The following is a 25,828-nucleotide window of genomic DNA, read 5'->3' on the forward strand; positions in this document are numbered from 1 at the left end:
ATAGCAAAACCCGGCGAAAACTAGCAAAAACACCCTTTTCCGTTTTTCCCGGCTTCGCCAATCAAATGCACCTGAGGCATCTGCCAGGCAGAAGGGTATAGACCACGAAGGTCGGCTAGACTTTTGTCCCTTGCGCCTATATGCCGATGTCCTTTACAATTTCATGCTTTCATCTATTTCCCCAATAAGTTTTTATTCTCTAACAAAATAACCCCAACTTTTTTTATCAATAATGCCGGGAAATGGTTATTTTTTGTCGCTTCGTCGTAATATAGCCTTATGTCTGAATCTGAGATCCTCCAAAAATTGAAAACCTGCCTCAACCAGGTGCCTGTACCTTCCAAAGAAACGCATCTGCCGATTGATCTGCATTTGCAGCGGTTTATGGTTCCTGCCCGCGATAGCCGCCCGGTATATCATATCGAAGCGGGCGAACTGGTCGCGCTGAATCTCTCCGGAATGGGGCTGGATGACAATATTTTTCGCTCACTGCAGGATTTTCCGCACCTGCGGGCGCTCAATCTTATGGGCAATTCTCTCCTAAAGATTGATTTCCCCGATAAACTGGCACAAATCGAATACCTCGATCTGAGCAATATGCAGTCACTCCGGGAATTGCATTTTTTGTCCCCCCTTACAAAACTAAAACGGCTGGATATCAGCGCCTCCGGATTGGAAACTCTGACCTTCTGCGATGGTTTTACTTCGCTGGAAGTCGTTCAGCTTCAGGGAAATCAACTCTCCACGCTCGAACTTCCTTCGGGCCTCGTCAGCCTTCGTTACCTCGACCTGAAAGGCAATCGCCTTCAATCTTTTTCTTCCAGGGGTGAGTGCCCTGCCCTGTGGACGCTGTATCTGGATGGAAACCAACTGTCCAAAATTAAGGCGGATTTTCTGTCGCATTTTCCCGGCCTGGGCAGACTGCGGCTGGAAAATAATCCGCTCCACGGATCGATATTAAACAATATCCGGGAGAATTCGACTGATACCCTGGCTTTCATACGGCGATATACCACCGATATGAAAGGAGGATCTGACAAGGACAGGGAATGTAAGGTGCTGCTTCTCGGCAATGGAAACGTGGGTAAAAGCTGTCTTGTCAAACGACTGGTCTATAATCAGTTTGAAAAAGAATGGCACTCTACTCATGCCATATCACTCGAACAGTTTCCTCCGGCAGATCAGACCCTCGTCTCCCATCCGGAAGCTTTGGCGGAAGCGCGGGAGACCATAAATCCCTATCTGCTCAACCTCTGGGATTTTGGCGGCCAGGATATCTACCACGCCACTCACCGGTTGTTTATGCAGGAAAATGCAGTGTATCTCCTGCTATGGGATCAAAAAACGGAGAGCAAAGACTTTACCTACCGGATAGAGCAGGGAGAGGAACGTAAATATGAAAATTTCAAACTCAAATACTGGCTGTCTTATGCCCAGTCTCTTGGCAAAAACAGCCCAGCCATTGTAGTGCAGACCAAGGCTGGAAAAGATCAGAAACAGGAGCCTCCCGGAAATGTGAGAAGCGTATTTACCCCCGCATTTTCCCGGCTGGAGTTTCTTCATATAGAATCCGCCGATGACAACTGGAAGTCCAATGGATACAACCGGCTGATCAGAGAAATCAGGGATGCCGTTCAGGAAATAAAAGAAAAACATGAATTTCCCGCCCTCTGGTCCAATATCCGCCAGGAGATACGAAATCTTCAGAAAGCTGGTAAAAAACGCCTGGAACAGGTAGATTTTTACCAGATAGCGAAAGCAGTGGAGGAACCTATGGATGTGCTTCACTGGCTGACCCAGAGCGGGGTGGTTTTTTACAAGCAGGGATTGTTTAACGACGAAATTATCCTCGATCAGGGCTGGGCGATAGAGAAAGTATATACGCTGTTTGACAGAGACAGCATTTACTACTCCTTTCTGGAAAGGAAAAACGGTACTTTTTCCGGCAGGGATCTGGAAAAATGCTGGAAAGAAAACTCCGAAGCCGAGCGGGAATTGTTTGTGAGTTTTATGCTTTCCTGCGAATTGTGTTTTGAGACAACAAAAGAAGACAGGGAGCGATATCACACCCCTTTTCCCGAGCGAACCTTTATCGCACCGCAGTTGCTGCCGCCAAAGGAGGATTCCCACGAACTGATCTGGAAAGACAAAGAGCCGCTTTATGTATGTATGGAGCACGAATTTCTGCATTATGGCGTCATTCAGAGTTTTATCGTGAGGGTTCAAAAGTGGGGTATTTCTAAAAAAATATGGAAAACCGGCATTCTTCTGGAGGAAGGTGCGCAGATGGTTCAGGTGGAAGCGGGGAAGGATGTGGTAAATGTGAAAGTTACCAGAGGATCTGAAAAGCTGCTGGCCAAAATACGAAGAGAACTGGCAGATGTGCAGGGCGATAAGGTCTCGGTTTTGGCAGGTTATGATGGAAACAATTTTGCGCAGCTTGCAGACATCGAAGAACTATTGACCCGGGGGAATAATCAGGAGATAAAATGTACCAATGGGCAATTTATTCTGATAGATGGTTTCCGCCCGTTTTTTTCCAAAATCCTGCATCTGCATAAAAAAGAGGATGTTTTTCGAGAGGAAATGTTAATAGAAGAAGTCCGGGAAACCGAAGAAAAATCCCCCGAAAAACAGCCTTTTGTAATGCCCGAAAAAGGCCTGCCGAAAGTCTATTTCTCTTATGCGTGGGGTGATCCGGATGATGCGGGGCAGAGCAAGGAAGACCTCGTGACGGCAATGTTTGAATCACTTGAAGCAGAAGAAAAATTCCAGCTACTGAGAGATAAAAAAAATATAGCCTACGGAGATCTGATCAGTAGTTTTATGAAAGCATTGGGAGAGGGTGATTTGATCGTCGTATTTATTTCCGACAAATATATCCGCTCCGAATACTGTATGTATGAGTTGTATGAAATCGCCCGTAACAGCGGTTTTGATAAAGAAAAATTCAGCAAACGGGTGTTGCCGGTGAGAGTTGAATCTTTAAGGCTAGATGATTTAAGTGTTCTTAAAAAATATTATACGCATTGGGAGAATGATTGTACAGAATGGAAAGAGTTTGTAAAACAACGAATTGAAAAGGGAAATATGTCCGAATCTTTAAACAGGCGGATGATGATTCGTACCTATATCGAACAAAAACTCGGAGACCTGATTGACTGGGTGCAGGATATGAATGCTTCTACATACAAACTTCTCTCCGACAATGATTATCAAATCGTCAAAGAAGCCATCGAAAAAAGATTATCCGGCGCTCAGTAACCCTTCTGCCTGTGAAACCCTATCTGATATTACCCCATATCCCGCATTCTGCCATGATCCCGGTTACGGGGAATGGTAAGGATTTGCGTGATTATTTTATCGGACAATATCCGGTAACACAGGCACTGTGGGAGGCTGTAGGTGTAGAAAATCGTTCTTCGTTTATAGGCCCGGACCGGCCTGTGGAAAGTGTACACTGGTATGACGCAGTGGAGTTTTGCAACCGGCTGAGCGAAATGTGTGGTTTGGAACCTGTATATCAGATTGATAAAACAGTCAAAGATCCCAATAATCAAAGTAATTTCGACGATCTCAAATGGCTGGTCATTCGGAAAAAAGATGCCAACGGCTATCGTCTTCCGACCGAGGCGGAGTGGGCGTTTGCTGCCCATGGGGGAATCTATGGCTCAGGTTTGGAATTTTCGGGAAGTTCAGCTCTGGATAAAGTCGGTTGGTACAACGAGAACAGCCATCGCGAAACCCAGCCAGTGGGTTTGTTTGCCCCCAACGAACTGGGACTTTACGATATGAGCGGTAATGTTTGGGAGTGGTGTTTTGACTGGCTTGGTGAAAAATCGGGTGATGATCCCAAATCGGGCCATTTCCGTGTGCTCCGCGGGGGTAGCTGGTACGACGTCGCGTCCTTCTGCCGCGTTGCCGATCGCCGCAGCCTCCACCCGGACGTCCGCATCGGCGATTTTGGCTTTCGCCTCTCCAGGACGGCCTTGTAGGGAGGGTTTTACCTTTTGGGCTTTTTTACTTTTTACCTTTTGCAAAGCGCAAAAAATGGGCTGGGTAAAAGGAGAAATCTACGATTTGAGGTTTGAGAAGGTCTCTCCTCCCTTCGGTCGTCGAGATGACGCGCCGCGTTAAAAGAAAACGCGCTTCTCCGGCCGGAGAAGCGTTTTTACGGACGGAAGTCCCGTCATCTCCGAATGGAGTCCTCCGGACCCGAACGAGCGATAGCGAGCCAAAGGCCCCTTTCGGGGAGGGACCTTTTCAAAAGTTATCTGCATTGCAGATAACTTTGCAAAAGGCGTATTCAAAATCACGCTCTATAATAACGTCCCGAAACGGGACCAACCCTGAAGGGTCCGAAGGACTCCTTTCGGAGGTGGTATTATTATAGGCCAAGCGGCCATCCCCAAATTTTCCACAAAGTAGCGCGTCGTTGCGCGCGCAAAGAAATAAAAAAACTATGGGCGGCCTGTTGGCTACAGATCAAAGATGCCTTCGGTACATTGGACACCTCCGGCGTCCCTGCCTGGGCAGAAAGAAGTTAACGCCCGGAAAAATCTGCGATTTAGGGTTTGAGAAGGTCCCTCCTCGCTATCGCTCGTTCGGGATGACTGTCTGGGCAGTTTGAGTTGCGCTTCTCCGGCCGGAGAAGCACATTTATACTAACACCGTCTGTCATCTCGACGACCGAAGGGAGGAGAGACCTTTTCAAAACTTATCTGCATTGCAGATAACTTTACAAAAGATGCATTCAAATAAAAACGTCCCGAAACGGGACAGAAATAAGTTGACACCCGGAAAAATCTGCGATTTAGGGTTTGAGAAGGTCCCTCCTCCCGTTGGTCGTCGGGATGACCTGTTATGTCAATAATAACGTGCTTCTCCGACCGGAGAAGCGCATTTATACTAACACCGTCTGTCATCTCGACGACCGAAGGGAGGCCCTTAGGCCCCATTAAGGGGAGAGACCTTTTCAAAAGTTATCTGCATTGCAGATAACTTTACAAAAGGCGTATTCAAAATCACGCGCTATAATAACGTCCCGAAACGGGACCAACCCTGAAGGGGTGGTATTCTTATAGGCCAAGCGGCCATCCCCAAATTTTCCACAAAGTAGCGCGTCGTTGCGCGCAACCAGAAATAGAAAATTGGGGGGCGGCTGTTTGGGCTACAAATCGAAGATGCCTTCGGTACATTGGACACCTCCGGCGTCCCTGCCTGGGCAGAAGGAAGTTGACGTGCAGGAAAAATCTGCGACTTAGGGTTTGAGAAGGTCCCTCACTGCGTTCGGGATGACTGCTTGGGCAGTTTGAGTTGCGCTTCTCCGGCTGGAGAAGCGAAGTTTCTTTTAACGCGGTGCGTCATCTCGACGACCAAAGGGAGGAGAGACCTTTTCAAAACCTATCTGCTTTGCAGATAACTTTGCAAAAGGTGCATAGAAATAAAAACGTCCCGAAACGGGACCAACCCCGAATAGAGTGACAGTATTATAGCTAAATCGGCCACCCCCAAGTTTTCACAATGTAGCGCGTCGTTGCGCGCAACTAGGAATAAAAAATTGTGGGGCCTCAGTAATGGGACTAAGTTTTTCAGGCGCCAGGATTTTTCCCGCCATAATACGGAGGAAACATTTCTCCAAAGTATGAACAGTTATTGGGCATATCTTAATTCTTTTGATACCTTAGGGTTACGAAGGCAAATGGTCAGACAAGGTTTTTAAACTAAAACTTGATACAATGACACTACTCACCAATACCTACACCATTCATCAGGAAAAGCTCGTAAACGGGGTTTCCTTTAATATGGTTTTTGTGGAAGGCGATAAGTTTATTATGGGAGATGATGAGGGGGACTACGGAAGTATTTGGGAACCTAAACCCGCGCATGAAGTAGAGTTGGGAAGTTTTTATATCGGGCAATATCCCGTCACGCAGGTTTTGTGGGAATCTGTGATGGGAGATAATCCTTCTTATTTTAAAGGCTATGATCGCCCTGTGGAAAGGGTACACTGGTATGATAGTGTAGAGTTTTGCAACCGACTGAGTGAGAGGTGTGGTTTGGAACCTGTTTATCAGATTGATAAAACGGTAAAAGATCCCAATAATCAAAGTAGTTTGGGTGATCTCAAATGGCTGGTCATCCGAAAAACAGGTGCCAATGGATACCGCCTTCCGACAGAGGCAGAGTGGGAGTATGCCGCACGTGGATGTATATACCGGTCTGAGAATGAATATGCAGGTAGTGCCAGGCTTGAAAATGTTGGCTGGTTTCGCGAAAACAGTCATGGCGAAACCCAGCCGGTGGGTTTGCTTACCCCCAACGAACTGGGACTTTACGATATGAGTGGCAATGTTTGGGAGTGGTGTGAAGATTGGTTTGATGAAAACTATTACCGGGAATGTTATCAGACAGCTGTGGTAAGCAATCCAAAAGGCCCGGAAAAAGGCCGTTACCGTGTGCTCCGCGGGGGTAGCTGGGACGGCGGCGAGTCCGTCTGCCGCGTTGCCTTTCGCCTCAACGGCCTCCCGGACGACCGCTACAGCTTTTTTGGCTTTCGCCTCTCCAGGACGGGTTTGTAGGGAGGGTTTTACCTTTTGGGCTTTTTTACCTTTCCCGAAGGGATCTTTGACTTACCTTTTGCAAGGGCCGCATTCAAAATCACACCCTATCCAAAACGTCCCGGAAGGGGACCAACCCTGAAGGGTCCGAAGGACTCCTTTCGGAGGTGATATTATTATAGGCCAAGCCGGCCACCCCCAATTTTTCACAGTGTAGCGCGTCGTTGCGCGCAACCAGAAATAGAAAATTGGGGGGCGACTGTTTGGGCTACAAATCGAAGATGCCTTCGGTACATTGGACACCTCCGGCGTCCCTGCCTGGGCAGAAATAAGTTGACGCCCGGAAAAATCTGCGATTTGAGGTTTGAGAAGGTCCCTTTCGGGGGAGAGACCTTTTCAAAACTTATCTGCATTGCAGATTGCTTTTCAAAAATAGCATTTTGGGAAACGGGAAGGCCATTTGTTGACTCAATAAAATTTTTTGTATTTTTCGTTATCCGAAAATCCAGTATAAATTTACCAAAAGCACATCATGGCTGACCGCAAGCTGAAATGGGACCAACCATCCGCAGAAAACGCCTATCCTTTGCGCACCAATCACCTCCTGGCGATTGGGATAAATGCCTACGAACATGTAGGGCATTTGGGAAACTGTGTGATGGATACGCAGGCGCTGGTCAACGTGCTGACAGAAAAATATCAGTTTGAACCCGCGCAGGTAACTACGCTGTACGACTACGAAGCAACCCGGGTGGCGATCCTGGATACGCTCGACAGGTTGTCCCGTCAGCTTTCGGCCAACGACAATCTGCTGATCTACTTCGCCGGGCATGGATACTACGGCGAGCACGTCAAAAAAGGATACCTTGTCCCGGTTGACGGCAAAATCGAAAGCATATCTTCTCTGATCTACAATTCCCAGATTCGCGATTATATCCAGGGTATTCCTGTACATCATCTGTTTCTGATTGTGGATAGCTGTTTTTCCGGAGAACTTATCCTCCGAAAAGCGGAAACAGCGGAAGAAAAAGGCGGGGAAATCTACGCCCAAAGGGTAGATGCCTTCCCGTCGCGTTGGGGCCTGGCAGCCGGGAGGATCGAAGTGGTGTCCGACGGATTGATTGGCGATCACTCTCCTTTTGCCAAAAGTCTGATTACCTTCCTCGAAAAAAATCCTGCAGATATATTTTCCGCCTCAGATCTCATTCAGCACGTCAAAAAAATCACCACCTACAACGCCCGCCAGACGCCTGTCGGTGGCGTACTGCAAAATGCCGGTGATCAGGGCGGCGAGTTTGTCTTCCGGAAAAAGGGGGTAAAAACAGTTTATCCTGCCCAGTCCATAAACTCTCCCCAGACACAGGTCGTCAGCACTTTTACTCCGGAGAAGCCGAAAATCTATTTTTCCTATGCCGGTGAGACGAATGAAACAGGTGAGAGCCGTGGCGCGATTGCAGATGCCCTCTATCATGCGCTGGAGAAGGAAAATTTTACTGTGATCCGCGACAAAATGAACCTCGAATACGGCGGCCTGATCAGCAGGTTTATGGAAGAGACCAGCCGTGGCGAGCTGATTGTGGTTTTTCTTTCCGACGAATATATCCGCTCCGCCTACTGCATGTTTGAGCTGTATGAAATTGCCCGCAACAACAAGTGGGAGAAAGAAGCCTTTGCGAAAAGGATACTTCCTATCCGGCTGGAAACCCTGCGCCTCGACGACCCCACCGAACTCGAACCCTACTTCAAATACTGGGAATCGGAAGCTGTCAAATGGAAGGAATTTATCAACAAACGCATGGAAAAAGGCAATGCCAGTCGCGCACAGCAGGAGCGGTATATGATGGTAAATGAAATCAACCAGCGATTTGGCGACCTGGCCGACTGGCTGCAGGACATTCAGGCGATGACCCTTCCCCTTCTCTCCGAAAATGATTTTCAGCGGGTAAAAGAGGCGATAGTGAAGCGGGTTGGGGGGTAAAGTTGCGGGATGGTTAAGCCCATAAAGGCTTATTCTTCTTTTAGAAGTTCCTCGACTGTTTCGCTCAGATCAGATAATTTATACTGAACAAAATTCCACAAGTTTGCCGGGCGGGCAGCATCGTATTGATGAACTAATGTATTCCTTCTATTAATAGCTTCATCCTGTCCGGGAAAATAAAGTTGAAGCTTATTTAATTGGTATGCAGCTTCACCGATAATCGCCAATTCTCTTTCTACGGATCGAATAGTTTTCAAGTCATTACAAAACTCGTCTTCTGTACTTATTCCATCCATGTGAACCAGCCGTATGTCTTCAATACTCTGAAGAATATCAAACAGATACTTTTTCTGCTTCCGCGTCATAAATTAAAATCTTCGTTTCGTCAACTTCTTCTTTAAAATACGGGTTTCGCAGACCGGGATACCACACCAAATCTATCGGATGTCCGAGGATTTCTTCTACCTGATCCTTGAATGCAAAAAAGAAATTAATGGAAGTCAGACCAGACAATTGGGAATGGTCAAGCTCATATAACATATCAATATCAGAATCAGGGCGAAACTCTGGGGTTAAAACAGAGCCAAACACCCACAATTTGCTGAAATGATACTTTCTGCAAAGTTGTTTTATCCGATCAATATTTGGATGTATTACAGCAATCATTAGGTTGAATATACGATTTTCTCAGGAAAATATCACAGATTATCCAATCTTCAACCTTCCCCCTGCCTCAAAATCCTCCAAACCTCACATCCTTCGGCAAATCCGTTTTCTGCAATTGCCACTTTTTGCCCTGGCGGGTCATTCTGATTTCGCGCAATACGTTGTCTTCCGGCAGGCACAGCCATCCGCTGGCTTTGCTGTCGCTGCCGTAAACGGCCAGTTCGATGTTTTTCCAGTCCATCTGGTCGGTGGACTGCGCTACCTGGATTTTGGGTAAAATCGCGCCCGATCTGACCAGAATGATGGCCTCAATCTCACCAGCTTCGATGGTGTGCCAGCCCCTGCCATAAGTTTTTCCTGTCTGATAATCAACCCATTCCCCTCCGGGAAGATAGACGGCGCGGGAGGTTTTCCCCTCCTCAAACAGCGGCGCAACCATGATGTCTGAGCCAAACATATACGCATCATCGACTTCCCAGGCTCCGGGATCGTCGGGGTATTCGATCAACAGTGCGCGAACCATCGGCAATCCCTTCTCCGAAGCGATTTTCGACTGGGCATACACATAAGGCATCAGCTGGTACTTCATTTCGATGACTTTACGGAAATAGTTCTGGAAGTCGTCGCCATAGTCCCACGGCTCTTTGGGCGGCTGCCCGTGGCAGCGGGTATGCGAGGACATTGCCCCGAAAGGCAGCCACCTCCGGTAAAGGTTTTCTGGCGTGCGTTTCGTAAATCCGCCGATGTCGTGACTCCAGAAAGTAAATCCCGAAAGCCCCAGCGACAATCCGCCCCGCAATTGCGCCTCCATGCCCATATCCGAACTTTCTGCATCGCCGCCCCAGTGTAGCGGATAACGCTGACTGCCTGCCCAGGCACTGCGCGCCCAGATGATCTGTTCGCCGTTGATCTCCTGTGTCAGGTCTGATACTGTCTTGTTGTACCGCAATGGGTAGAGATTGTGTTCGTAAAAACCGGTACTCCCATTGGCGTAAAGGCCATTGTAGGGCGCGGCTTCGCCAAAGTCCACCTTGATCACGGCAACGCCCATCTTCAGGAGGGTACCGATTTTCTGCCGATACCATGCCACGGTCTCCGGATTGGTAAAATCGAGGACGGCGTCTTCAAAAGGAATATTGCCTTTGGCATTTTTGACGTGGAGGCCTTTTTGAATGATTTCGGGAAAAAGTTTGTTTTGCGGCACAAAATAGGGCAGTTGCCACAGGCAGGTGCGAAAACCGTCGGCCTTCAGGTCAGCGATCATTTTCCGGGGGTCGTCAAAACGGCTTTTGGCAAATTCGTAATCACAGCGCCAGTCAGTCTCAAACCAGCCGGTATCAAAGTGTAAGACATCGGTGGGGATTTTATTCGCCCTGAGTTTAGCTGCCACATTCCGCCCGTCTGCCTCTGAAAAATAGGTAATTCTGCTCATCCAAAGCCCAAATGACCACAAGGGCGGCATGGGCGCTTTTCCGGTAAGATTGGTATAGGAATCGAGAATGTCTTTGGGTTGTCCCAAAAAGATAAACAAGTCCAGCGATTCGTCTCCAATCAATAATTTATTCGTAGCGCCGTAACTCTGCCCAAAATCGCAGGTGATGGGGGAGGAGGTATGCATAAACATTCCGTAACCCCTGCTGCTCAGGAAAAACGGAATCGGTTTGTACATGCCCGGCGTTTCTACTCCGTTGGGGTCGCAGGTGTAGAGGTTGACCTTTTGGCCGTATTTGTTGAGGTTGGTGAAGGATTCTCCACAACCAAAGATTTTTTCGTCAGGCGAAAGCTCAAATACTGCGCCCACACTTCGGCTGTAATCCGCCGCCCTTCTTACAAAAGCAAAAGGCATATTGGCACAAAACCCTGCATTGTCGCTGCTGTGGCGTGTTTTGGTAAGCACTTTTCCGCTGGCATCAAAAAATTCTACCGCCCAGGGTTTTTCCCATACAATCACTTTTCCGTGGAGACTGGTGTATTGATGACCGCCTTTGACTTTGTTGTACACCCAGTCCTGAATATGATTTTCCGGTTCTGAAACCAGCATGAGAGAGGGTTCATTTTTTTGAATAACCGTTCCGGTTTTCATCTGTAACCGCACTGTGCGACTGTCGATAAATTGCAGGGAAAAAGGCATAACCGGGTTTTCCTCGTATTCCGTGGCGGGAAACTCATTTTGCGCCATGGGGCGGAAACCGTGTTGTGTGAAGTTGAAGGCATGGGCGGGCGTATAACGCATGCGCTGCCAGTTCAACAGCCCTTCCGCCGTAGCGGGATTAAACGTAACGAGGCTATCGGTAAAAAAGTAGGTATTGAGGTAATCTTTAAAATCGGGGCTGAGATCGACGGGTTCGTTCATCAGCAATTGCTGATTTTGCCCCGACAAGTTTGTCAGCGCAAATAAAAAAACCACAAAGAGGAAAATCGCCGGATTCAGTCTGAAAAAAGCCATGAGCAATAGGGGTTAAAAATCAATGACTTCAAGTTAAGCTGAAAAATGAAAAGATTATATGAACAGTTTCATATTTGCCGAACTACTGGTCAGGATCAAGTCGCTGCTCCGAAGAAGCAGCAAGGCTGACGCCCGGAACCTACGAAGCAGAAGTGTTTAGTGAAAATGAGTCAATAGGAAGCATACGATTCTCTTTTCGGCAGCATTTTCCTTCAAAAACGCATGAGGGGACCCCATTTTTCTGAAGAGGAAGATGGGGTTTTTCTATTCATTGTTTTGCGAAATGCATTTCCCAATTGTAAATCACGACGTTAACAAAAAATTAACGTTCGCCACTTGTCCGTATAATCAAGTTGGTGTAAATTTGCCCGCCAAGTAATGAAAAACTGTTTAAGAAATATTCTGACGCTGTGTGTCTTTTTGTTGACTGTAAGCAGCCAGTTATGGGCCCATGCTGGCCGGGAGAATATTCAACAGTCTTCAATAAAAATTTCAGGAGAGTCAAAACGTGCCGGATTTGATATTGGCGAATTTGATCTCACCTCCATCCTTAAATTTACTTCAGCTACTCCGGAAAGGGAAAATCCCGAACTAAAGATTTCCATTCTTCCCTATGAGGAAAAGGAAGAGGATGAGGAAGACAAATTTGTTTCTCTTCATAAGAATTCGAATAGCGGTCATAATTTTGATGTTACAGGCCACATCCTGATACCTGCCTATTATTTTCAATACCTGACCCAGTGTTTGCCGCCCCATGAACCAGCTGGGGAGCCCTTGGTTGGCGATCGCTCTATCCTGTTTCGCGTATTTAGGATTTGATTCACATCTTATTGGGGTAACCTGAAGTTGCCTTAAACTTAGCCATATTTTTTATCCCTCCCCTCCGAGCCCGCTTACCATTTGGTCAGCAGGATGTTTGTGTATAATGGGTTTTTTGTCCATTTGAAAATAAAATCTTTAAAATAATTATTTGTGAAAAGTATCACTATCATGAAGAGACTTCTCTTACCTGTGAGTTTGTGTGTCTTATTGTGGCATACGAGCTGCGAATCCAAAAAGGAAAAGGAAGAATCAGAAGCCAAATTTCTGGTTACCACTCCTATGAAAATGGACACCACCGTTACAGACGAATATGTGTGTCAGATCCATTCTATTCAGCATATTGAATTGAGGGCCCTGGAAAAAGGTTATTTGCAGAATATCTATGTGGATGAAGGTCAGTTTGTCAAAAAAGGTCAGCTGATGTTTAAGATCATGCCCAACCTTTACGAAGCTGAGCTCCAGAAAGCACAGGCCGAAGCCAGAGTCGCAGAGATTGAATATCTGAATACCAAATCGCTTGCTGACAGCAATATCGTATCCCAAAACGAACTGGCTATGTCGCTGGCCAAATTTGAAAAGGCCAAAGCCGAAATGTCTCTGGCGCAGGTTCATCTGGGATTTACTGAAATCAGGGCGCCATTTGATGGGATCATGGACCGCTTGCATGTACGGTTGGGGAGTCTCGTGGAAGAGGGCGAATTGCTTACTTCCCTTTCCGACAACAGCAAAATGTGGGTGTATTTCAACGTACCTGAACCCGAATATCTGAATTATAAAGTCAAAGCGAGTCAGGGGGAAAAGACGGTTGTGAATTTGCTGATGGCAAATGGTCAGGTATTTGATTACCCCGGACTATTGGAAACCATTGAAGGCGAATTTAACAATGAGACGGGTAATATCGCCTTTAGAGCTACTTTTCCCAATCCCAAAGGACTCCTGAGACATGGGGAAACGGGCAATATCCAGTTGCCGATAGCGCTGAAAGATGCACTTCTCATTCCACAGAAATCCACATTTGAGGTTCTTGACAAGAAGTATGTATTCGTCGTGGATCAGGAAGGGGTAGTAAAATCAAGACAAATTACTATTGGGGAAGAGCTTCCTCATTTATACGTGGTGACCGAAGGCCTGGAGGAAAATGATAAGATTCTCCTTGAAGGTTTACGTCTGGTAAGAGAAAATGACAAAATAGAATATGAACTGATGGAGCCTGCGGCTGTGATCACACAGTTGGAGTTGTATGCAGAATAATTCACGTATCCTGAAAACCAAAAGAAATGTTTGCTAACATTATTCACAGACCCGTCTTTGCTATTGTAATTTCGGTCGTCTTCCTTTTCATCGGTACGTTGGCGATCAAACAGCTACCGATCTCTCAATTTCCGCAGATTGCGCCTACAACAGTAAGTATATTTATCGCTTACCCTGGCGCAAGCGCGGATGTATTGATCAAATCTACTCTGATCACACTGGAAAATGCTATTAACGGTGTTCCCGGTATGAGATATATGACAACGGATGCTACCAGTGCCGGAGAAGCTACAGTCAGTGTAATCTTTGACCCTGGTACGGATCCCAACCTTGCGGTTATACAGGTGAAAACAAGGGTGGACCAGGTGATGCCGCTTTTGCCCGAACTGGTTCAGCGGGAAGGGGTAATCATTTCTCCTATTCAGCCCAGTATGCTGATGTATGTCAACCTGTATAGTACAGATGAAGAGCTGGACGAAAAATTTCTGTACAACTACGCAACGGTCTCTATGATCCCGGAGATACAGCGGATCAAAGGGGTCGCCAGAGCCCAAATTCTCGGTAGCCGCAGATATGCTATGCGTGTATGGCTGAACCCGGACCGCATGCGGGCCTATAATATCTCCATTGAAGAAGTGATGGAAGCGATGGGTGAACAAAGTATTATTGGCCGGCCGGGCAGGATCGGACAGAGTTCTGGTATTGCTGCGCAGTCTCTGGAATACGTACTCACCTATAAAGGGCGCTACAATACACCGGAAGAGTATGAAGGAATTATTATCCGGGCCAACTCGGAAGGGGAAAGTATCCGTTTGAAAGATATCGCCACCGTGGAGTTGGGGAGTGAATTTTTTGACATCTACTCCAACCTGGATGGCGAACCGTCGGCAGCTATCGTATTGAAGCAAAACTACGGCAGTAATGCCAGTGATGTAATTAAAGAGGTAAAAGTGCTTCTGGAAGAGATGAAACGGAGTTTTCCTCCGGGAGTTGATTACAAAATCAGCTATGACGTTTCTCAATTTCTGGATGCCTCCATTGAGAAAGTGCTTCATACGCTGGGCGAAGCGTTTATTCTTGTAGCCATTGTTGTGTTCGTGTTCCTGGGTGATTGGCGTTCGACGTTGATTCCTACCCTGGCTGTACCGGTGTCGCTCGTCGGAGCATTCTTTTTTATGCAGTTTTTCGGACTCTCCATCAACCTGATCACCTTGTTTGCACTTGTGCTTGCGATCGGTATTGTGGTGGATAACGCGATTGTCGTAGTCGAGGCGGTACATGCCAAGATGGAGGAGAAAAATATGTCCCCCTACGGTGCTACCAAAGAGGTGCTTCAGGAAATCAGCGGTGCCATCATTGCTATCACACTTGTAATGACAGCGGTATTTGTGCCCCTGGTATTTATGACTGGTCCGGTTGGGGTATTCTATCGCCAGTTTTCGATAACTATGGCAACGTCCATCATCCTCTCAGGGGTTGTGGCGCTTACCCTTACCCCAGTGTTGTGTGCCATGATTCTGAAAAACAACCATGGTAAGGAAAAGAAAAGGAACCCATTGACCCGATTGCTCGATGCCTTTAACCGCTGGTTTGAAAGGGTCACCGGAAGATATACCAACCTCCTTCGGAAAATCGTCAGCCGGCGCGCACTCACTTTTCTCATCCTCATAGGATTTTGTGTGGGGATATTCTTTGAAAACCGGGTACTTCCTGCGGGCTTTATCCCCGGAGAAGACCAGGGTACGATTTATGCGATTATCCAAACCCCTCCCGGTGCTACGTTGGAAAGAACCAACCAGGTATCGCAGAAGCTTCAGAAAATATGCGAAGAAGTAGAGGGGGTAGAATCGGTTTCTTCACTGGCTGGTTATGAGATTATGACCGAAGGACGAGGATCCAATGCCGGTACCTGTCTGATCAACCTGAAAAACTGGTCTGAGCGGGAGAAGTCTGTGAAGGAAATCATGGAAGAACTTGAAGAAAAATCGAAAGGCCTGGGCGCGGTGGTAGAGTTTTTTGAACCACCGGCAGTTCCTGGCTTTGGTTCTTCCGGAGGCTTTTCGCTGCGTCTGCTGGATAAATCGACAAGTACCGATTACCAAGAGTTTGATAAGGCAAATAAGGAATTTATGGACAACCTCAGCAAGCGAAAAGAGCTGACGGGTCTGTTTACTTTCTTCGCTGCCAACTACCCGCAGTACGAATTGGTGCTTGACAATAAAGTTGCCATGCAGAAGGGCGTATCGATCGGAAAAGCGATGGAAAACCTGAACATCCTGATCGGTAGTACCTATGAACAGGGATTTATCCGGTTTGACCGTTTTTTCAAGGTGTATGTTCAGTCCGCGCCCGAATTCAGAAGGCTGCCCTCCGATATTTTGAATTTGTTTATCAAAAATGAAAGCGGAGAGATGGTGCCCTATTCGGCATTCATGACACTCAAAAAACAACAGGGGCCAAACGAAATTACCCGTTACAATATGTACAATTCTGCGGCGATACGGGGGCTTCCTGCACCAGGATATACCACCGCAGATGCGATTCAGGCCATACGGGAAGTGGCGAGTGAGACTTTGCCTAAGGGGTATGACATTGCGTGGGAAGGGCTTTCCTATGACGAATCCAGCAGGGGAAATGAGTCGGTCTATATTTTCATTATCGTACTGGCGTTTGTTTACCTGGTGTTGGCAGCACAATACGAAAGTTTCCTGTTGCCTCTGGCGGTAATTCTTTCGATTCCACTCGGGATATTTGGATCGTTTTTCCTGCTGAAAATGATGGGGTTGGATAATGACATTTACGCTCAGATAGGAATGATTATGCTGGTAGGGTTGCTGGGAAAAAATGCCGTACTGATTGTGGAGTTTGCCGTTCAGGAAAACCGGCATGGAGCCTCCGTTTTTGAAGCAGCTATCGCCGGTGCAAAAACGCGTTTTCGCCCGATTCTGATGACTTCATTCGCCTTTATTGCGGGGTTGATTCCACTGGTAATAGCGACTGGCGCTGGTGCCATTGGTAACAAGACCATTGGCTCCTCTGCACTGGGAGGGATGCTTTTCGGTACCCTCTTTGGGGTAATCATCATCCCTGGCTTGTACTACATTTTCGGCAAAATGGCAGAGGGCCGCAAGATGATAAAAGATGAATACTTTAGTCCAATCACAGAAGTAATCGCGAACAATGATTAATCGTAAAATAATTCAATATCTGGCTTTGGCCTGCATCCTGTTTGTATTTCAGGCCTGTTCGATTCCTGCATTGGTAGAGAAAACTGAAAATCGCGCCCTTCCCGGGAATTATAGAAATTCGCAGGATACTACCAATTCGGCAAAGGTCGACTGGCGGGACTATTTTACCGATGCATACCTGTATGACCTGATCGAAACTGCTCTGAAAAACAACCAGGAGCTGAATATCGTTCAGCAGGAAATTAATATTTCCCAAAATGAGGTCATGGCCCGCAAAGGAGAATATCTGCCTTTTGTGAATGTGCAGGGAGCTACGGGGGTGGAAAAAGTTGGTAGATACACCAGCCAGGGTGCCAATGATGCCAACACGGAAATCAGACCCGGAAGGGAATTCCCTGACCCGCTTCCTGATTTTATGCTGGCTGGGTATGCTTCATGGGAAGTGGATATCTGGAAAAAGCTGCGAAACGCAAAAAAATCGGCTTTGACCCGGTACTTGTCTTCTGTCGAAGGAAAAAACTTTCTGGTAACCCAGCTGGTTGCGGAAGTTGCTGGTTCTTACTTCGAACTAATGGCACTGGATAATCAGTTGGAAAATGTGCGGCGAACTATTGAAATTCAGCAGAATGTCCTGAAAATCATCAAACTTCAGAAGCAGGCTGCAAAAGTTACCGAACTCGCTGTGCGAAAGTTTGAGGCGGAAGTGCTCAAAAACCAAAGCCTTCAGTACGCCCTCCTGCAGGAGATTACGGAGACGGAAAACAGGATCAACTTTCTTCTGGGTAGGTATCCGCAGCCGATTCAAAGAAATTCGCAGAATTTCACAGAAATGGTGCCGGAGGCTATTTTTGAAGGGATTCCCTCACAGTTGCTGGCAAACCGGCCCGATATCAGACAGGCAGAGCTGGAACTGGCAGCGTCAAAGCTGGATGTGCAGGTGGCCCGGGCTGAGTTTTACCCATCGTTGCGGTTGACCGCGGGTCTGGGGCTTCAGGCATTTAATCCCAAATTGCTGGTCACTACGCCTGAGTCCATTCTGTTTAATCTGGCTGGCGATATGGTAATGCCCGCCATAAACCGGAACGCGATAAAGGCAAATTATTATTCTGCCAATTCAAGACAGATCCAGGCGGTTTACAGTTATGAGCAGTCGGTGTTAAATGCCTATATCGAGGTTGTCAATCAGCTTTCAAATGTCAGCAACCTGGAAAGTAGCTACCAGTTGAAAGTGAGTCAGGTTAATACGCTTACGGAGTCGGTGGACATTGCCACCCGGCTTTTTCAGTCAGCGCGCGCCGACTATATGGAGATCCTCCTGACCCAGCGCGACGCGCTGGAGGCGAGAATGGAAATGATCGAAACCAAAAAACAGCAAATGGATGCCATGGTCAGAATATATCAGGCCCTGGGCGGTGGATGGAATTAGGTAGAGAATACGTGAAAATCTACGGTTTAAAAGGATTTTTTGGATTTTTACATGCATTAAGGAACCCCATCATTCTGAAAAGGATGATGGGGTTTTTGTATGGCTTACCTTACTTTTGCACTTTCTTAAGCTCAAAGTCAAAACTCACGGTTACCTCGTCTCCTACTTTGATGCTTCCAAGAAACATGACGGGTGGCTCCATATTATAGTCCGTCATCTTTATCTTTTTGGAAACAGACAGTCGTAAATCACCATTTTCCAACTCTTTTCCTTTTGCAGAAAGAGACACAGGCTTGCTCATACCTGCCATGCTGAGATTACCGCTCGCTTCAACGGTAACGATATGGGAGTCGCTTATTTTTACCACAGCATTGCTAAAGGAGTAAGTAATGAAAGGATTCGCGTCTGATTGAAATGTTTCATAAGTTTTATCGTCCATCTTTTTTCCCTCTTTGCTTTTCAGCCCTTTGACAGGAATTTTAATTTCTGCATTCTGAATGGTAGTAACGGATTTTTCATTTTTCTGGAAAACGCCTTTTCCCTCTATCTCAGTGATCTGCGATTCCCATTCATGCAAGGTAGAAGTGCCTTTGACTGTTGCACTCAACAATTTTAAGGTGAATCCTACAGGCATCGCAGAAACGGGTTCTGCAATAACTACGGGCTTATCAATGGGTTTGGGCTGTTCCACAGGTTTGGGTGGCTCGACAGGTTTGGGTTCTGTAACACTTTTGGGCTGCTCCGCAGGCGTGGGTTCGGCAGCAGTTTTAGGTTGATCGGCAGGCTTTGACGGGGTGACAGGCTTGGGTTTTTCAACCGGTTGGGATTGGGCAACAGGCTTTGGCTGCTCCGCAGATTTGGGTTCTGCCACAGGCCTGGGCGGGTCAACGGTTTGGGGCTGATCGGAAGATTCCGGTTGGTCAATAGAGGTAGGTTGATCTATAGGTTTGGATACCGGTTCACTGATTGTCGTTTCAGTATCCTTTTGCGGGTTGGTTGTCGCTGAGGGACTGCATTGCAAAAATATAATCGATAATACAATGCTTGACATAGCAAAGGTCAGAGAAATGGAATATGTTTTCATTTGATTTATTTTTCATTCTGCAAACACAGTAAGGTAATAATCTCTCATTTAGAAAGCATTACACATAGATACCAGGATGTTACATGAATCACATATTTTAGGGTGAAAGCAGGTTTTTGATATAGCAAGTGCTACGAAGACCCCGACATGCCAAAAAGGATGATGGGGTTTTTGTATTTAGATTTTCCTGGGTAAATTTCATTCATAAGCGGAAGAAGGTATAAGTAGATATCCGCCAGGTCACGGGTACTCAAACACACAATATAGTATTATGGAAATATCTAAGAATGGTTCACGTCCGTCGGGTAAGGGACAAGCGGACTGGTTTACAGGTATAGTCCGAATGGACCCCTTGTTTCAGGCAAAAGCTCCGGCTCGTGTAGCTGGCCTGAGTGTTACCTTTGAGCCGGGTGCCCGGACGGCATGGCATACGCATCCGCTGGGTCAGACACTGATTGTAACCGCAGGTTGTGGTTGGGTGCAGAGTGAGGGAAGCCCGGTTCAGGAAGTCCATCCCGGAGATGTGATTCGTTTTGCACCCGGTGAAAAACACTGGCATGGAGCCAGCCCAACCACAGCGATGACACATATCGCCATACATGAAGAGCTGGACGGTAATGTGGTTGACTGGTTCGACAAAGTTACGGATGAGCAGTACCGAAGGTGATGGTGATTGAGGTGGTCCCCAATCATTGGACAGATTTTGGGAAATGGGGTAGCAATTGACCTGTTAGGTCAGTACACCCCAACCAAACAGGTCGTATTTAAGGGCCTTTTACACCGACTATCATAGACGCAGGTATTGAAACTTAATTTTTTCATTATCAATGGAATACTGTTTAGAAACACTTTCTTAAGAATATTTTGAAAACCCCATCAGGCTCAAAATGATTTTTATGAAAAAGAAAAATATAGTTCTCGCCTTAATAGCTTTATGTTTAATTATATCCAGCTCTTGTTCTTCACTTAAAAGTACAAGGATTAGATATGAGTTTCCTCCTGAGATTAATGCGGCTCTTAAAGAAGGTACCGATAAATTAGAGAAGCTTTATGGCAATGATTTCAATAACTTGAAATTTTTTGCTGTCATCTTTGGTGATATTGAAACCAACATTGTGATTAATACGCAATACAGTCAACCTGATCAAATTAAAAATTTGATCAGGAGTACTAATAGATTCGTGTTTTTGGGCCGAAGGGAAAAGCTTCCGGTAATCTTTTTGTCAGATATACACAGTACCCTTTTTAAAGAATGGAAGTTGAAATTAATTCCATATGGAGGGTATATAGTCTCTCTTGATAGTGAGAATAAAGTCAAACATACTGGATTTTTACTTTAGACCTGATGCAGCTTAGGGGAAGATGATCTGGTGCCTGAGGTCGTCCCTATATGGGGCCTTCGGCTCGAAATATCCGGTGGCTGAGGCACTCGAAGGCCCGGGAATGATAGCCCACTACCGGTGGCTTCGAGAGCCTCAGCCGCCGGTTATATGACTTCAACCACCGGATTTTCTCCCCACCTCCAGCAATCTGTCAGTAAATATGTCCCCCAAAAACAAAAAACTCCCCAATATCTATCAGGGAGTTTCCTTTCGTGGCGCAGGGGGGAATCGAACCCCCGACCTCAGGGTTATGAATCCTGCGCTCTAACCGACTGAGCTACCGCGCCGAAATCGAGTGCAAATATAAGGGGTTTTCTGGTTTAAGAAAAAGTTTTTTGTTTACGATTGTTTCATACCCAAAGTTTCTTTCTGTAACCCGCTGTTTGCTTCTTCCGTAAATCCTTCTGTTATTGCTCCGGCAATCTTCTGATCTCCCCCCTTTAATACAGTTTTGTCATCTCCGGATGACCGCGCAGCTTTTACAGCCTGCTCTTTGTTTCTCTGTCTCGCCGAATGGCTCCTGATACCGGAACTGAATCTCCGATTCCTTCTTCTGGTTTTGCTCCGCCATTCCCCCGAGATAACGAATGAAACAAAATGCAAACAGCCACTTCCCAACTTCTTCCCTTATCCGCCACTCCGCTGGTAAACCTTTTCGCTTACATTCGCGACCTTTTTACCAATACCCGGCCCTCGCTCCGCTTCGATACTGACCCGCATAGCCCCGCCTGGCTCCTCGCCAATCTCGCATCTCTCGCTGCTGATCCTCAGCTTTCTACCGCGATTTCCTGCCAGTGGAAAGACAACGATCAACCTGTACTGAAGATCCAACGGGTTGAAAACCAATTGTTTGAGCAAAGTTCTGAAAGAATTTGCCTCTTTGACGAACTTCTCAGCCAGGTCAACGGAAAACCGCTGGAAGAAGTCCAACACCTGACTTTCCCCCCACAACTCGACAACTGGGTATCGATCTCCGTTCAGGACGGACTCGTACTGGTGGAAAAAATCGCTGAAGCCAATGGTTTTGCTACCACTCTTAACCAGACCTATGACGCCCTGCACGACCTTTTTTATACCCTTCAGTCGCAACCCGACCGGCAGATTTGCCTCTCCTTTGGCCTGATATCAGGGAAAATCGGCGGCAATTGGTATCGCAATTTTTTGTTTCATATCCCACTGAAAATCAGCCTCAAACGCCAAACCATTTCGCTGGAAGCCGATACCCTCGCGCATGTCATCACCTGCGAACAATCTTTCTCCGATCTGCTCGATCAGCATTTTTCCCGGGAACCGGAAGAAAAGGTGCAGGAGCGGAAACTGCGCATCCTTCGCGAAGTGGACAGCTTCAACAGCCAGAGCAGGGAGTTCAGCTTTGAACCTGACTATTTGCGGGGATCGTTTTACGAATCGGCGGTAAAGATTGCAGAGGTTTTCCCAAGGGTAAATGACCGTTTTTTCACAGAAGACCAACTCAATTTTGCTCTCCCCGACCTCTCCGAAGATGGCGAAATCACCCTTTCATTTTCTCCCGTTATCCATGTCCGCAACCTCGCTACCGGCGTAGTGATCGCCCGCGATGCTGACAAAATCATTTCCCGGATCAATGAACTCGGTACTCAGGGAGAAAACGAATCTATTCCCGATTTTTTCAAAAAACTCTTCAGCCTGCGCAAACCGGGCAATCCCCTTCGTATTGCCTACCGGACCGAAAATAAATCTGCCGGGTTTTCTCCGAAAGTTTCCGAAACCCTGCCCGAAAGATTCCTGTTCCCGCTTCCCTACAACCAGGAACAGCTCAGTATTGCACAACAACTTCTGCGTCAGGATGCGGTAACTGTACAAGGCCCTCCCGGAACAGGCAAAAGCCATACAATCGCCAATCTTGCCTCACATTTTGTGGCGGAGGGGAAATCCATTCTGATCGTCTCCAAAAATGCCAAAGCACTCGAAGTCATTAAAGGCAAACTTCCTCCTGCCATTCGCAACCTCGCGGTGGCTTTGCTGGAAGGCAACCAGAATCAGGAGGAGCTGAAACACGCCATTGATGCGGTGAAAAATCACCTCAACCAAATCTATGACCCCGCAGAAACTGCTCGCCTGGAAGCAGAACTGACTGCGCTCGAAAAAAATTATGCAGAACTGCGGGCCGATCTTTTGCAGAAGATTCGGCAAAATCAGCGTACACTCAGTCTCTACGATCCCCGGAAGAGAGAAATCCTTACCGATACAGCAGCAGGCTGGGCATCAAGCTGGGAAAAACTTGACCGGGAAAATGTTTTGATTCGCGACGAAATTCCTTACGAAGCGGACACCGACGGGCTGGCGGATGGAATCCGCGAACTGATAGAACTGATACGGGAAACAGACCCGGAAATGGCGAAGGTCAACTTACCGGAAGAAACATTGTTTCCCGACCTTGTGCGTGCTGAAGAGATCATTACGGCGTTGGAGAAGATCGAGGCCAGCCTGGATTTAACAGCGTATGTTTCCACAGACACGCGTCTGCTGGAGGGAGAATTTTTTCAGATGATCGAAGAAATGTATGCCGTGTGGCAGGAAGTTTCGCCCTGGCAGCCAACACTTCGCCATGCTGAACTAAACATTGAAGAGCTGGCAGCGGTATTTGCCGACTACCGGGATCTGCGCGATGAAGTGGAACTTTGCTCCCGCGACCTGATAGGTTGGGACGTATCGGGCGTCATTGGGGCCGATCCCGACGAAATGCTGGAATCGCTCCAAAAGCTGCTGCTGAAATTTGGCGACGCAGGAAAACTGAATCTGCTACAGAAAAAGCTCCTTCCCGAAGCGCAGCGTATGTTCCTTTTGGTTACCATCAATGGCCGGGAGGTCAGAGGAACGGAAGACCTGAAAATCATCGAATCAGTACTCCTTCAACAATCCCGGCTCAAAAAACTGTCGATTGTGGTAAACAATGCCCTGGCTTTTACCGGGCAAAAAACCTCCGCTCAAACTGTACTGAAAGTGTATCATGAATGGGAAACCCTGCTTGTTAATCTGGAAAAGCTGTATGCCTTTAACCAAAAACTCCGCAACCGCAATCTGCCTCCGCTGGACATTCGGAGCGACCAGGCAGAATCGGAATGGACTTTTCTTCTCGGGCTGGAAAATTTCTATCGCTATCAGGAACTGGCCGGAGAATGGAAGACAATGATCCAACCTTTGCTGCCATTCGTACACCAGCATACGGCTATACAAAAACTGGCAGATCACTGGGAAAACCGGAACCTTACCGGTGCGGAGATGACCCTGGCGGAGATCCAATCGATCCGGCAAAAAGTGCAACAGGCAGCCATTCTTCAGGAGAATCTGGAGAATTTGCGGAATCGCCTGCCATTAACCGTTGCAGAAATAGAAAAAAATACTGAATTCGATTGGCCGCTGGATGAACTGGAGCTGGGAATTTTTATCAAAAAGCTCGAAAGCTTTCTTTCCGAAACCCTCGAAATGCTGGGCAATCCCAATGATATATTTATCCAGCTCCAGGCCAATCGCCGCCAGCAGGAAAGCCTGATCTGTGAACTCGTTGCCCTCAAAACCTGGCAGCACAAACAGGCGTCCGTTACCGACCAGCAAAAAGCTTCCCTCTCCGCCTGGCGCAACGACCTGATCAATATTGGCAAAGGCCACGGTAAAAATACCGAACGCAATATGGCCTCCGCCATCGCCAATATGCAACTTGCCCGCGAGGTGGTCCCCATCTGGATTATGCAACAGGAGACAGCCATTTCCTTTTTCCCCGATCCTCAGCCGGGCCAGTTTGACCTGCTGATCGTGGACGAAGCCAGCCAGTGCGATATCAGTATGCTAAACCTGATTTTCCGCTGCAAAAAATGTATCATCGTCGGAGACGAAAACCAGACTTCTGTAGCCACGCAGGCACGGCTGTTTCCTATCGACCGCACCAACCAACTTCTCGACCGGTACCTGATTCACCATCCGTTTAAGCAGCAGTTTAATATCAACAACCGCAGCGCGAGTATCTACACCCTGAGCGGGGTTATTTACCCGAATATCATCAGTCTGCGCGAACATTTCCGTTGCCGTCCGGAACTCATCGGTTTCTCCAACCGGTATGTGTACGATTCACACATCATTCCCCTCCGGACGGTCAACAACAGTGTATATGGTTCTGCGACCGAGGTGCATTATGTCGAAGATGATCCAAAAGACGAACGCAAACCCGCCATTGTCAAAGCAGCTGTACAACTGATCGCCGGATTGGTGGAAGATGTGCAGGCAGGCCATTTGCCGAAAATGCCGACTGTGGGCATACTCTGCCTGGACTCCTCCAACGAAGCACACCGCGAATTGCTGATTCGGGAGGTTGGCCGTCATCCGCTGATCAAAACCGTAGCCGATGAAATCGAACTGCTGGTCGGCACTTCCCGCGAATTTCAGGGCGATGAACGCGACATCATGCTGCTGACGACGACCGCCAGCCATAAGTTTGCTGAAGGGGGAAATATCCGCGCGCCACGGGCGGTGCTGGGAGAAGAAATGATGCGGATTTACAACGTAGCCGTAAGCCGGGCCCGAGACAAGGCAATTTTGCTGCACAGCATTCATCCGGAGGCAGTCGCACGTATGAATCCGGAGTGTTTCCGCAAAAGACTGATCGATTATTTTGAGCAAAACAGCGCCGATGGCGGCGAAAAACTGCCATTTATCCAACGCCCGATGCATCCTTCAAAAGGAATCTGTGGGGAAGAACTGTACCAATGGGCAGAGGATTCCGGCTGGGGAGAATATCTCCATCCACAGTACAAAATCGGCCCTTACCAGATCGATCTGGCAATTCTCAATGGCGGGCAGAAAATCGCCCTGTTTGTGGACGGAGCCAGAGAAGAAGATCATGAGGGAAGCGAACGATCCGCAGATCAGCAACTGGTACTTGAGCGCGCCGGATGGCAGTGTCTGAGAGTACAGGCCTTGCAGTGGATGTGCAGCCGGGGTGAGATCAAAAATACCTTATCAGAGATGATGAGCTGAAAATAAACGACTAAT

Annotated in this window: 15 protein-coding genes and 1 tRNA gene; 11 read left to right on the top strand and 5 right to left on the bottom strand. The window is 47.4% G+C overall.

Going from position 1 to position 25,828, the window contains the following annotated elements; all coding sequences use genetic code 11:
• Nucleotides 1–279 precede the first annotated feature (279 nt).
• The 4 genes from R3D00_08730 to R3D00_08745 all read left to right on the top strand — a co-directional run bounded on the left by R3D00_08730 (nt 280) and on the right by R3D00_08745 (nt 8,538).
• Complete coding sequence (locus R3D00_08730) at nt 280–3,264, top strand: COR domain-containing protein (GenBank protein MEZ4773255.1); 2,985 nt, start codon at nt 280–282, stop codon at nt 3,262–3,264.
• An 11-nt stretch (nt 3,265–3,275) separates the two neighbouring features.
• On the top strand, nt 3,276–3,995 hold the full coding sequence (locus R3D00_08735) for an SUMF1/EgtB/PvdO family nonheme iron enzyme (protein MEZ4773256.1): 720 nt from the start codon (nt 3,276–3,278) through the stop codon (nt 3,993–3,995).
• A gap of 1,743 nt (nt 3,996–5,738) precedes the next feature.
• On the top strand, nt 5,739–6,581 hold the full coding sequence (locus R3D00_08740) for a formylglycine-generating enzyme family protein (GenBank protein MEZ4773257.1): 843 nt from the start codon (nt 5,739–5,741) through the stop codon (nt 6,579–6,581).
• A gap of 511 nt (nt 6,582–7,092) precedes the next feature.
• A complete protein-coding gene (locus R3D00_08745; GenBank protein MEZ4773258.1) occupies nt 7,093–8,538 on the top strand; it encodes a caspase family protein in 1,446 nt (481 codons plus the stop codon).
• Nucleotides 8,539–8,567: 29 nt separating this feature from the next.
• On the opposite strand, the gene R3D00_08750 is transcribed toward R3D00_08745, so the two are convergent.
• The 3 genes from R3D00_08750 to R3D00_08760 all read right to left on the bottom strand — a co-directional run bounded on the left by R3D00_08750 (nt 8,568) and on the right by R3D00_08760 (nt 11,650).
• Nucleotides 8,568–8,903 (bottom strand): hypothetical protein, encoded by a 336-nt coding sequence (locus R3D00_08750; protein MEZ4773259.1) that lies wholly within the window; start codon nt 8,901–8,903, stop codon nt 8,568–8,570.
• A complete protein-coding gene (locus tag R3D00_08755) occupies nt 8,872–9,204 on the bottom strand; it encodes a nucleotidyltransferase domain-containing protein (GenBank protein MEZ4773260.1) in 333 nt (110 codons plus the stop codon). Before R3D00_08755 ends, R3D00_08750 begins: the two co-directional genes overlap by 32 nt.
• Nucleotides 9,205–9,271: 67 nt before the next feature.
• The gene (locus R3D00_08760; protein ID MEZ4773261.1) at nt 9,272–11,650 is read right to left on the bottom strand and encodes a glycoside hydrolase family 31 protein; all 2,379 of its coding nucleotides are present in this window, start codon (nt 11,648–11,650) and stop codon (nt 9,272–9,274) included.
• A 378-nt stretch (nt 11,651–12,028) separates the two neighbouring features.
• Between R3D00_08760 and R3D00_08765 the strand changes: the two genes are divergently transcribed.
• The 4 genes from R3D00_08765 to R3D00_08780 all read left to right on the top strand — a co-directional run bounded on the left by R3D00_08765 (nt 12,029) and on the right by R3D00_08780 (nt 18,337).
• A complete protein-coding gene (locus tag R3D00_08765) occupies nt 12,029–12,469 on the top strand; it encodes a hypothetical protein (GenBank protein ID MEZ4773262.1) in 441 nt (146 codons plus the stop codon).
• A 171-nt stretch (nt 12,470–12,640) separates the two neighbouring features.
• Nucleotides 12,641–13,723: an efflux RND transporter periplasmic adaptor subunit gene (locus R3D00_08770; protein ID MEZ4773263.1), complete on the top strand. Its 1,083-nt coding sequence runs from the start codon at nt 12,641–12,643 to the stop codon at nt 13,721–13,723.
• Nucleotides 13,724–13,749: 26 nt separating this feature from the next.
• A complete protein-coding gene (locus tag R3D00_08775) occupies nt 13,750–16,911 on the top strand; it encodes an efflux RND transporter permease subunit (GenBank protein MEZ4773264.1) in 3,162 nt (1,053 codons plus the stop codon).
• Entirely contained in the window at nt 16,904–18,337 is a 1,434-nt protein-coding gene (locus tag R3D00_08780; GenBank protein ID MEZ4773265.1) for a TolC family protein, read from the top strand. Before R3D00_08775 ends, R3D00_08780 begins: the two co-directional genes overlap by 8 nt.
• Before the next feature lie 109 nt (nt 18,338–18,446).
• On the opposite strand, the gene R3D00_08785 is transcribed toward R3D00_08780, so the two are convergent.
• Nucleotides 18,447–19,421, bottom strand: a complete 975-nt coding sequence (locus tag R3D00_08785) for a YceI family protein (protein MEZ4773266.1) — start codon at nt 19,419–19,421, stop codon at nt 18,447–18,449.
• A gap of 271 nt (nt 19,422–19,692) precedes the next feature.
• On the opposite strand from R3D00_08785, the gene R3D00_08790 reads away from it, so the two are divergent.
• Both R3D00_08790 and R3D00_08795 read left to right on the top strand, forming a co-directional pair.
• Complete coding sequence (locus R3D00_08790) at nt 19,693–20,088, top strand: cupin domain-containing protein (GenBank protein ID MEZ4773267.1); 396 nt, start codon at nt 19,693–19,695, stop codon at nt 20,086–20,088.
• Nucleotides 20,089–20,317: 229 nt separating this feature from the next.
• Nucleotides 20,318–20,761 carry a hypothetical protein gene (locus R3D00_08795; GenBank protein ID MEZ4773268.1) on the top strand — a complete coding sequence of 148 codons (444 nt, stop codon included), beginning with the start codon at nt 20,318–20,320 and terminating at the stop codon, nt 20,759–20,761.
• Between the two features lie 255 nt (nt 20,762–21,016).
• On the opposite strand, the gene R3D00_08800 is transcribed toward R3D00_08795, so the two are convergent.
• Nucleotides 21,017–21,090, bottom strand: a tRNA-Met gene (locus tag R3D00_08800).
• Between the two features lie 310 nt (nt 21,091–21,400).
• Here R3D00_08800 and R3D00_08805 point away from each other — a divergent pair.
• A complete protein-coding gene (locus tag R3D00_08805; protein ID MEZ4773269.1) occupies nt 21,401–25,813 on the top strand; it encodes an AAA domain-containing protein in 4,413 nt (1,470 codons plus the stop codon).
• Nucleotides 25,814–25,828 lie beyond the last annotated feature (15 nt).

This window comes from Bacteroidia bacterium (assembly GCA_041391665.1).
Classification (GTDB): Bacteria; Bacteroidota; Bacteroidia; order J057; family J057; genus JAGQVA01.

What these genes read in the sequence shown, in the direction of transcription:
- R3D00_08730 (MEZ4773255.1), top strand. Translation starts at nt 280, where the DNA reads ATGTCTGAATCTGAGATCCTCCAAAAATTGAAAACCTGCCTCAACCAG.
- R3D00_08740 (MEZ4773257.1), top strand. Translation starts at nt 5,739, where the DNA reads ATGACACTACTCACCAATACCTACACCATTCATCAGGAAAAGCTCGTA.
- R3D00_08745 (MEZ4773258.1), top strand. Translation starts at nt 7,093, where the DNA reads ATGGCTGACCGCAAGCTGAAATGGGACCAACCATCCGCAGAAAACGCC.
- R3D00_08750 (MEZ4773259.1), bottom strand. Translation starts at nt 8,903, where the DNA reads ATGACGCGGAAGCAGAAAAAGTATCTGTTTGATATTCTTCAGAGTATT.
- R3D00_08755 (MEZ4773260.1), bottom strand. Translation starts at nt 9,204, where the DNA reads ATGATTGCTGTAATACATCCAAATATTGATCGGATAAAACAACTTTGC.
- R3D00_08760 (MEZ4773261.1), bottom strand. Translation starts at nt 11,650, where the DNA reads ATGGCTTTTTTCAGACTGAATCCGGCGATTTTCCTCTTTGTGGTTTTT.
- R3D00_08765 (MEZ4773262.1), top strand. Translation starts at nt 12,029, where the DNA reads ATGAAAAACTGTTTAAGAAATATTCTGACGCTGTGTGTCTTTTTGTTG.
- R3D00_08770 (MEZ4773263.1), top strand. Translation starts at nt 12,641, where the DNA reads ATGAAGAGACTTCTCTTACCTGTGAGTTTGTGTGTCTTATTGTGGCAT.
- R3D00_08775 (MEZ4773264.1), top strand. Translation starts at nt 13,750, where the DNA reads ATGTTTGCTAACATTATTCACAGACCCGTCTTTGCTATTGTAATTTCG.
- R3D00_08780 (MEZ4773265.1), top strand. Translation starts at nt 16,904, where the DNA reads ATGATTAATCGTAAAATAATTCAATATCTGGCTTTGGCCTGCATCCTG.
- R3D00_08785 (MEZ4773266.1), bottom strand. Translation starts at nt 19,421, where the DNA reads ATGAAAACATATTCCATTTCTCTGACCTTTGCTATGTCAAGCATTGTA.
- R3D00_08790 (MEZ4773267.1), top strand. Translation starts at nt 19,693, where the DNA reads ATGGAAATATCTAAGAATGGTTCACGTCCGTCGGGTAAGGGACAAGCG.
- R3D00_08795 (MEZ4773268.1), top strand. Translation starts at nt 20,318, where the DNA reads ATGAAAAAGAAAAATATAGTTCTCGCCTTAATAGCTTTATGTTTAATT.
- R3D00_08805 (MEZ4773269.1), top strand. Translation starts at nt 21,401, where the DNA reads ATGCAAACAGCCACTTCCCAACTTCTTCCCTTATCCGCCACTCCGCTG.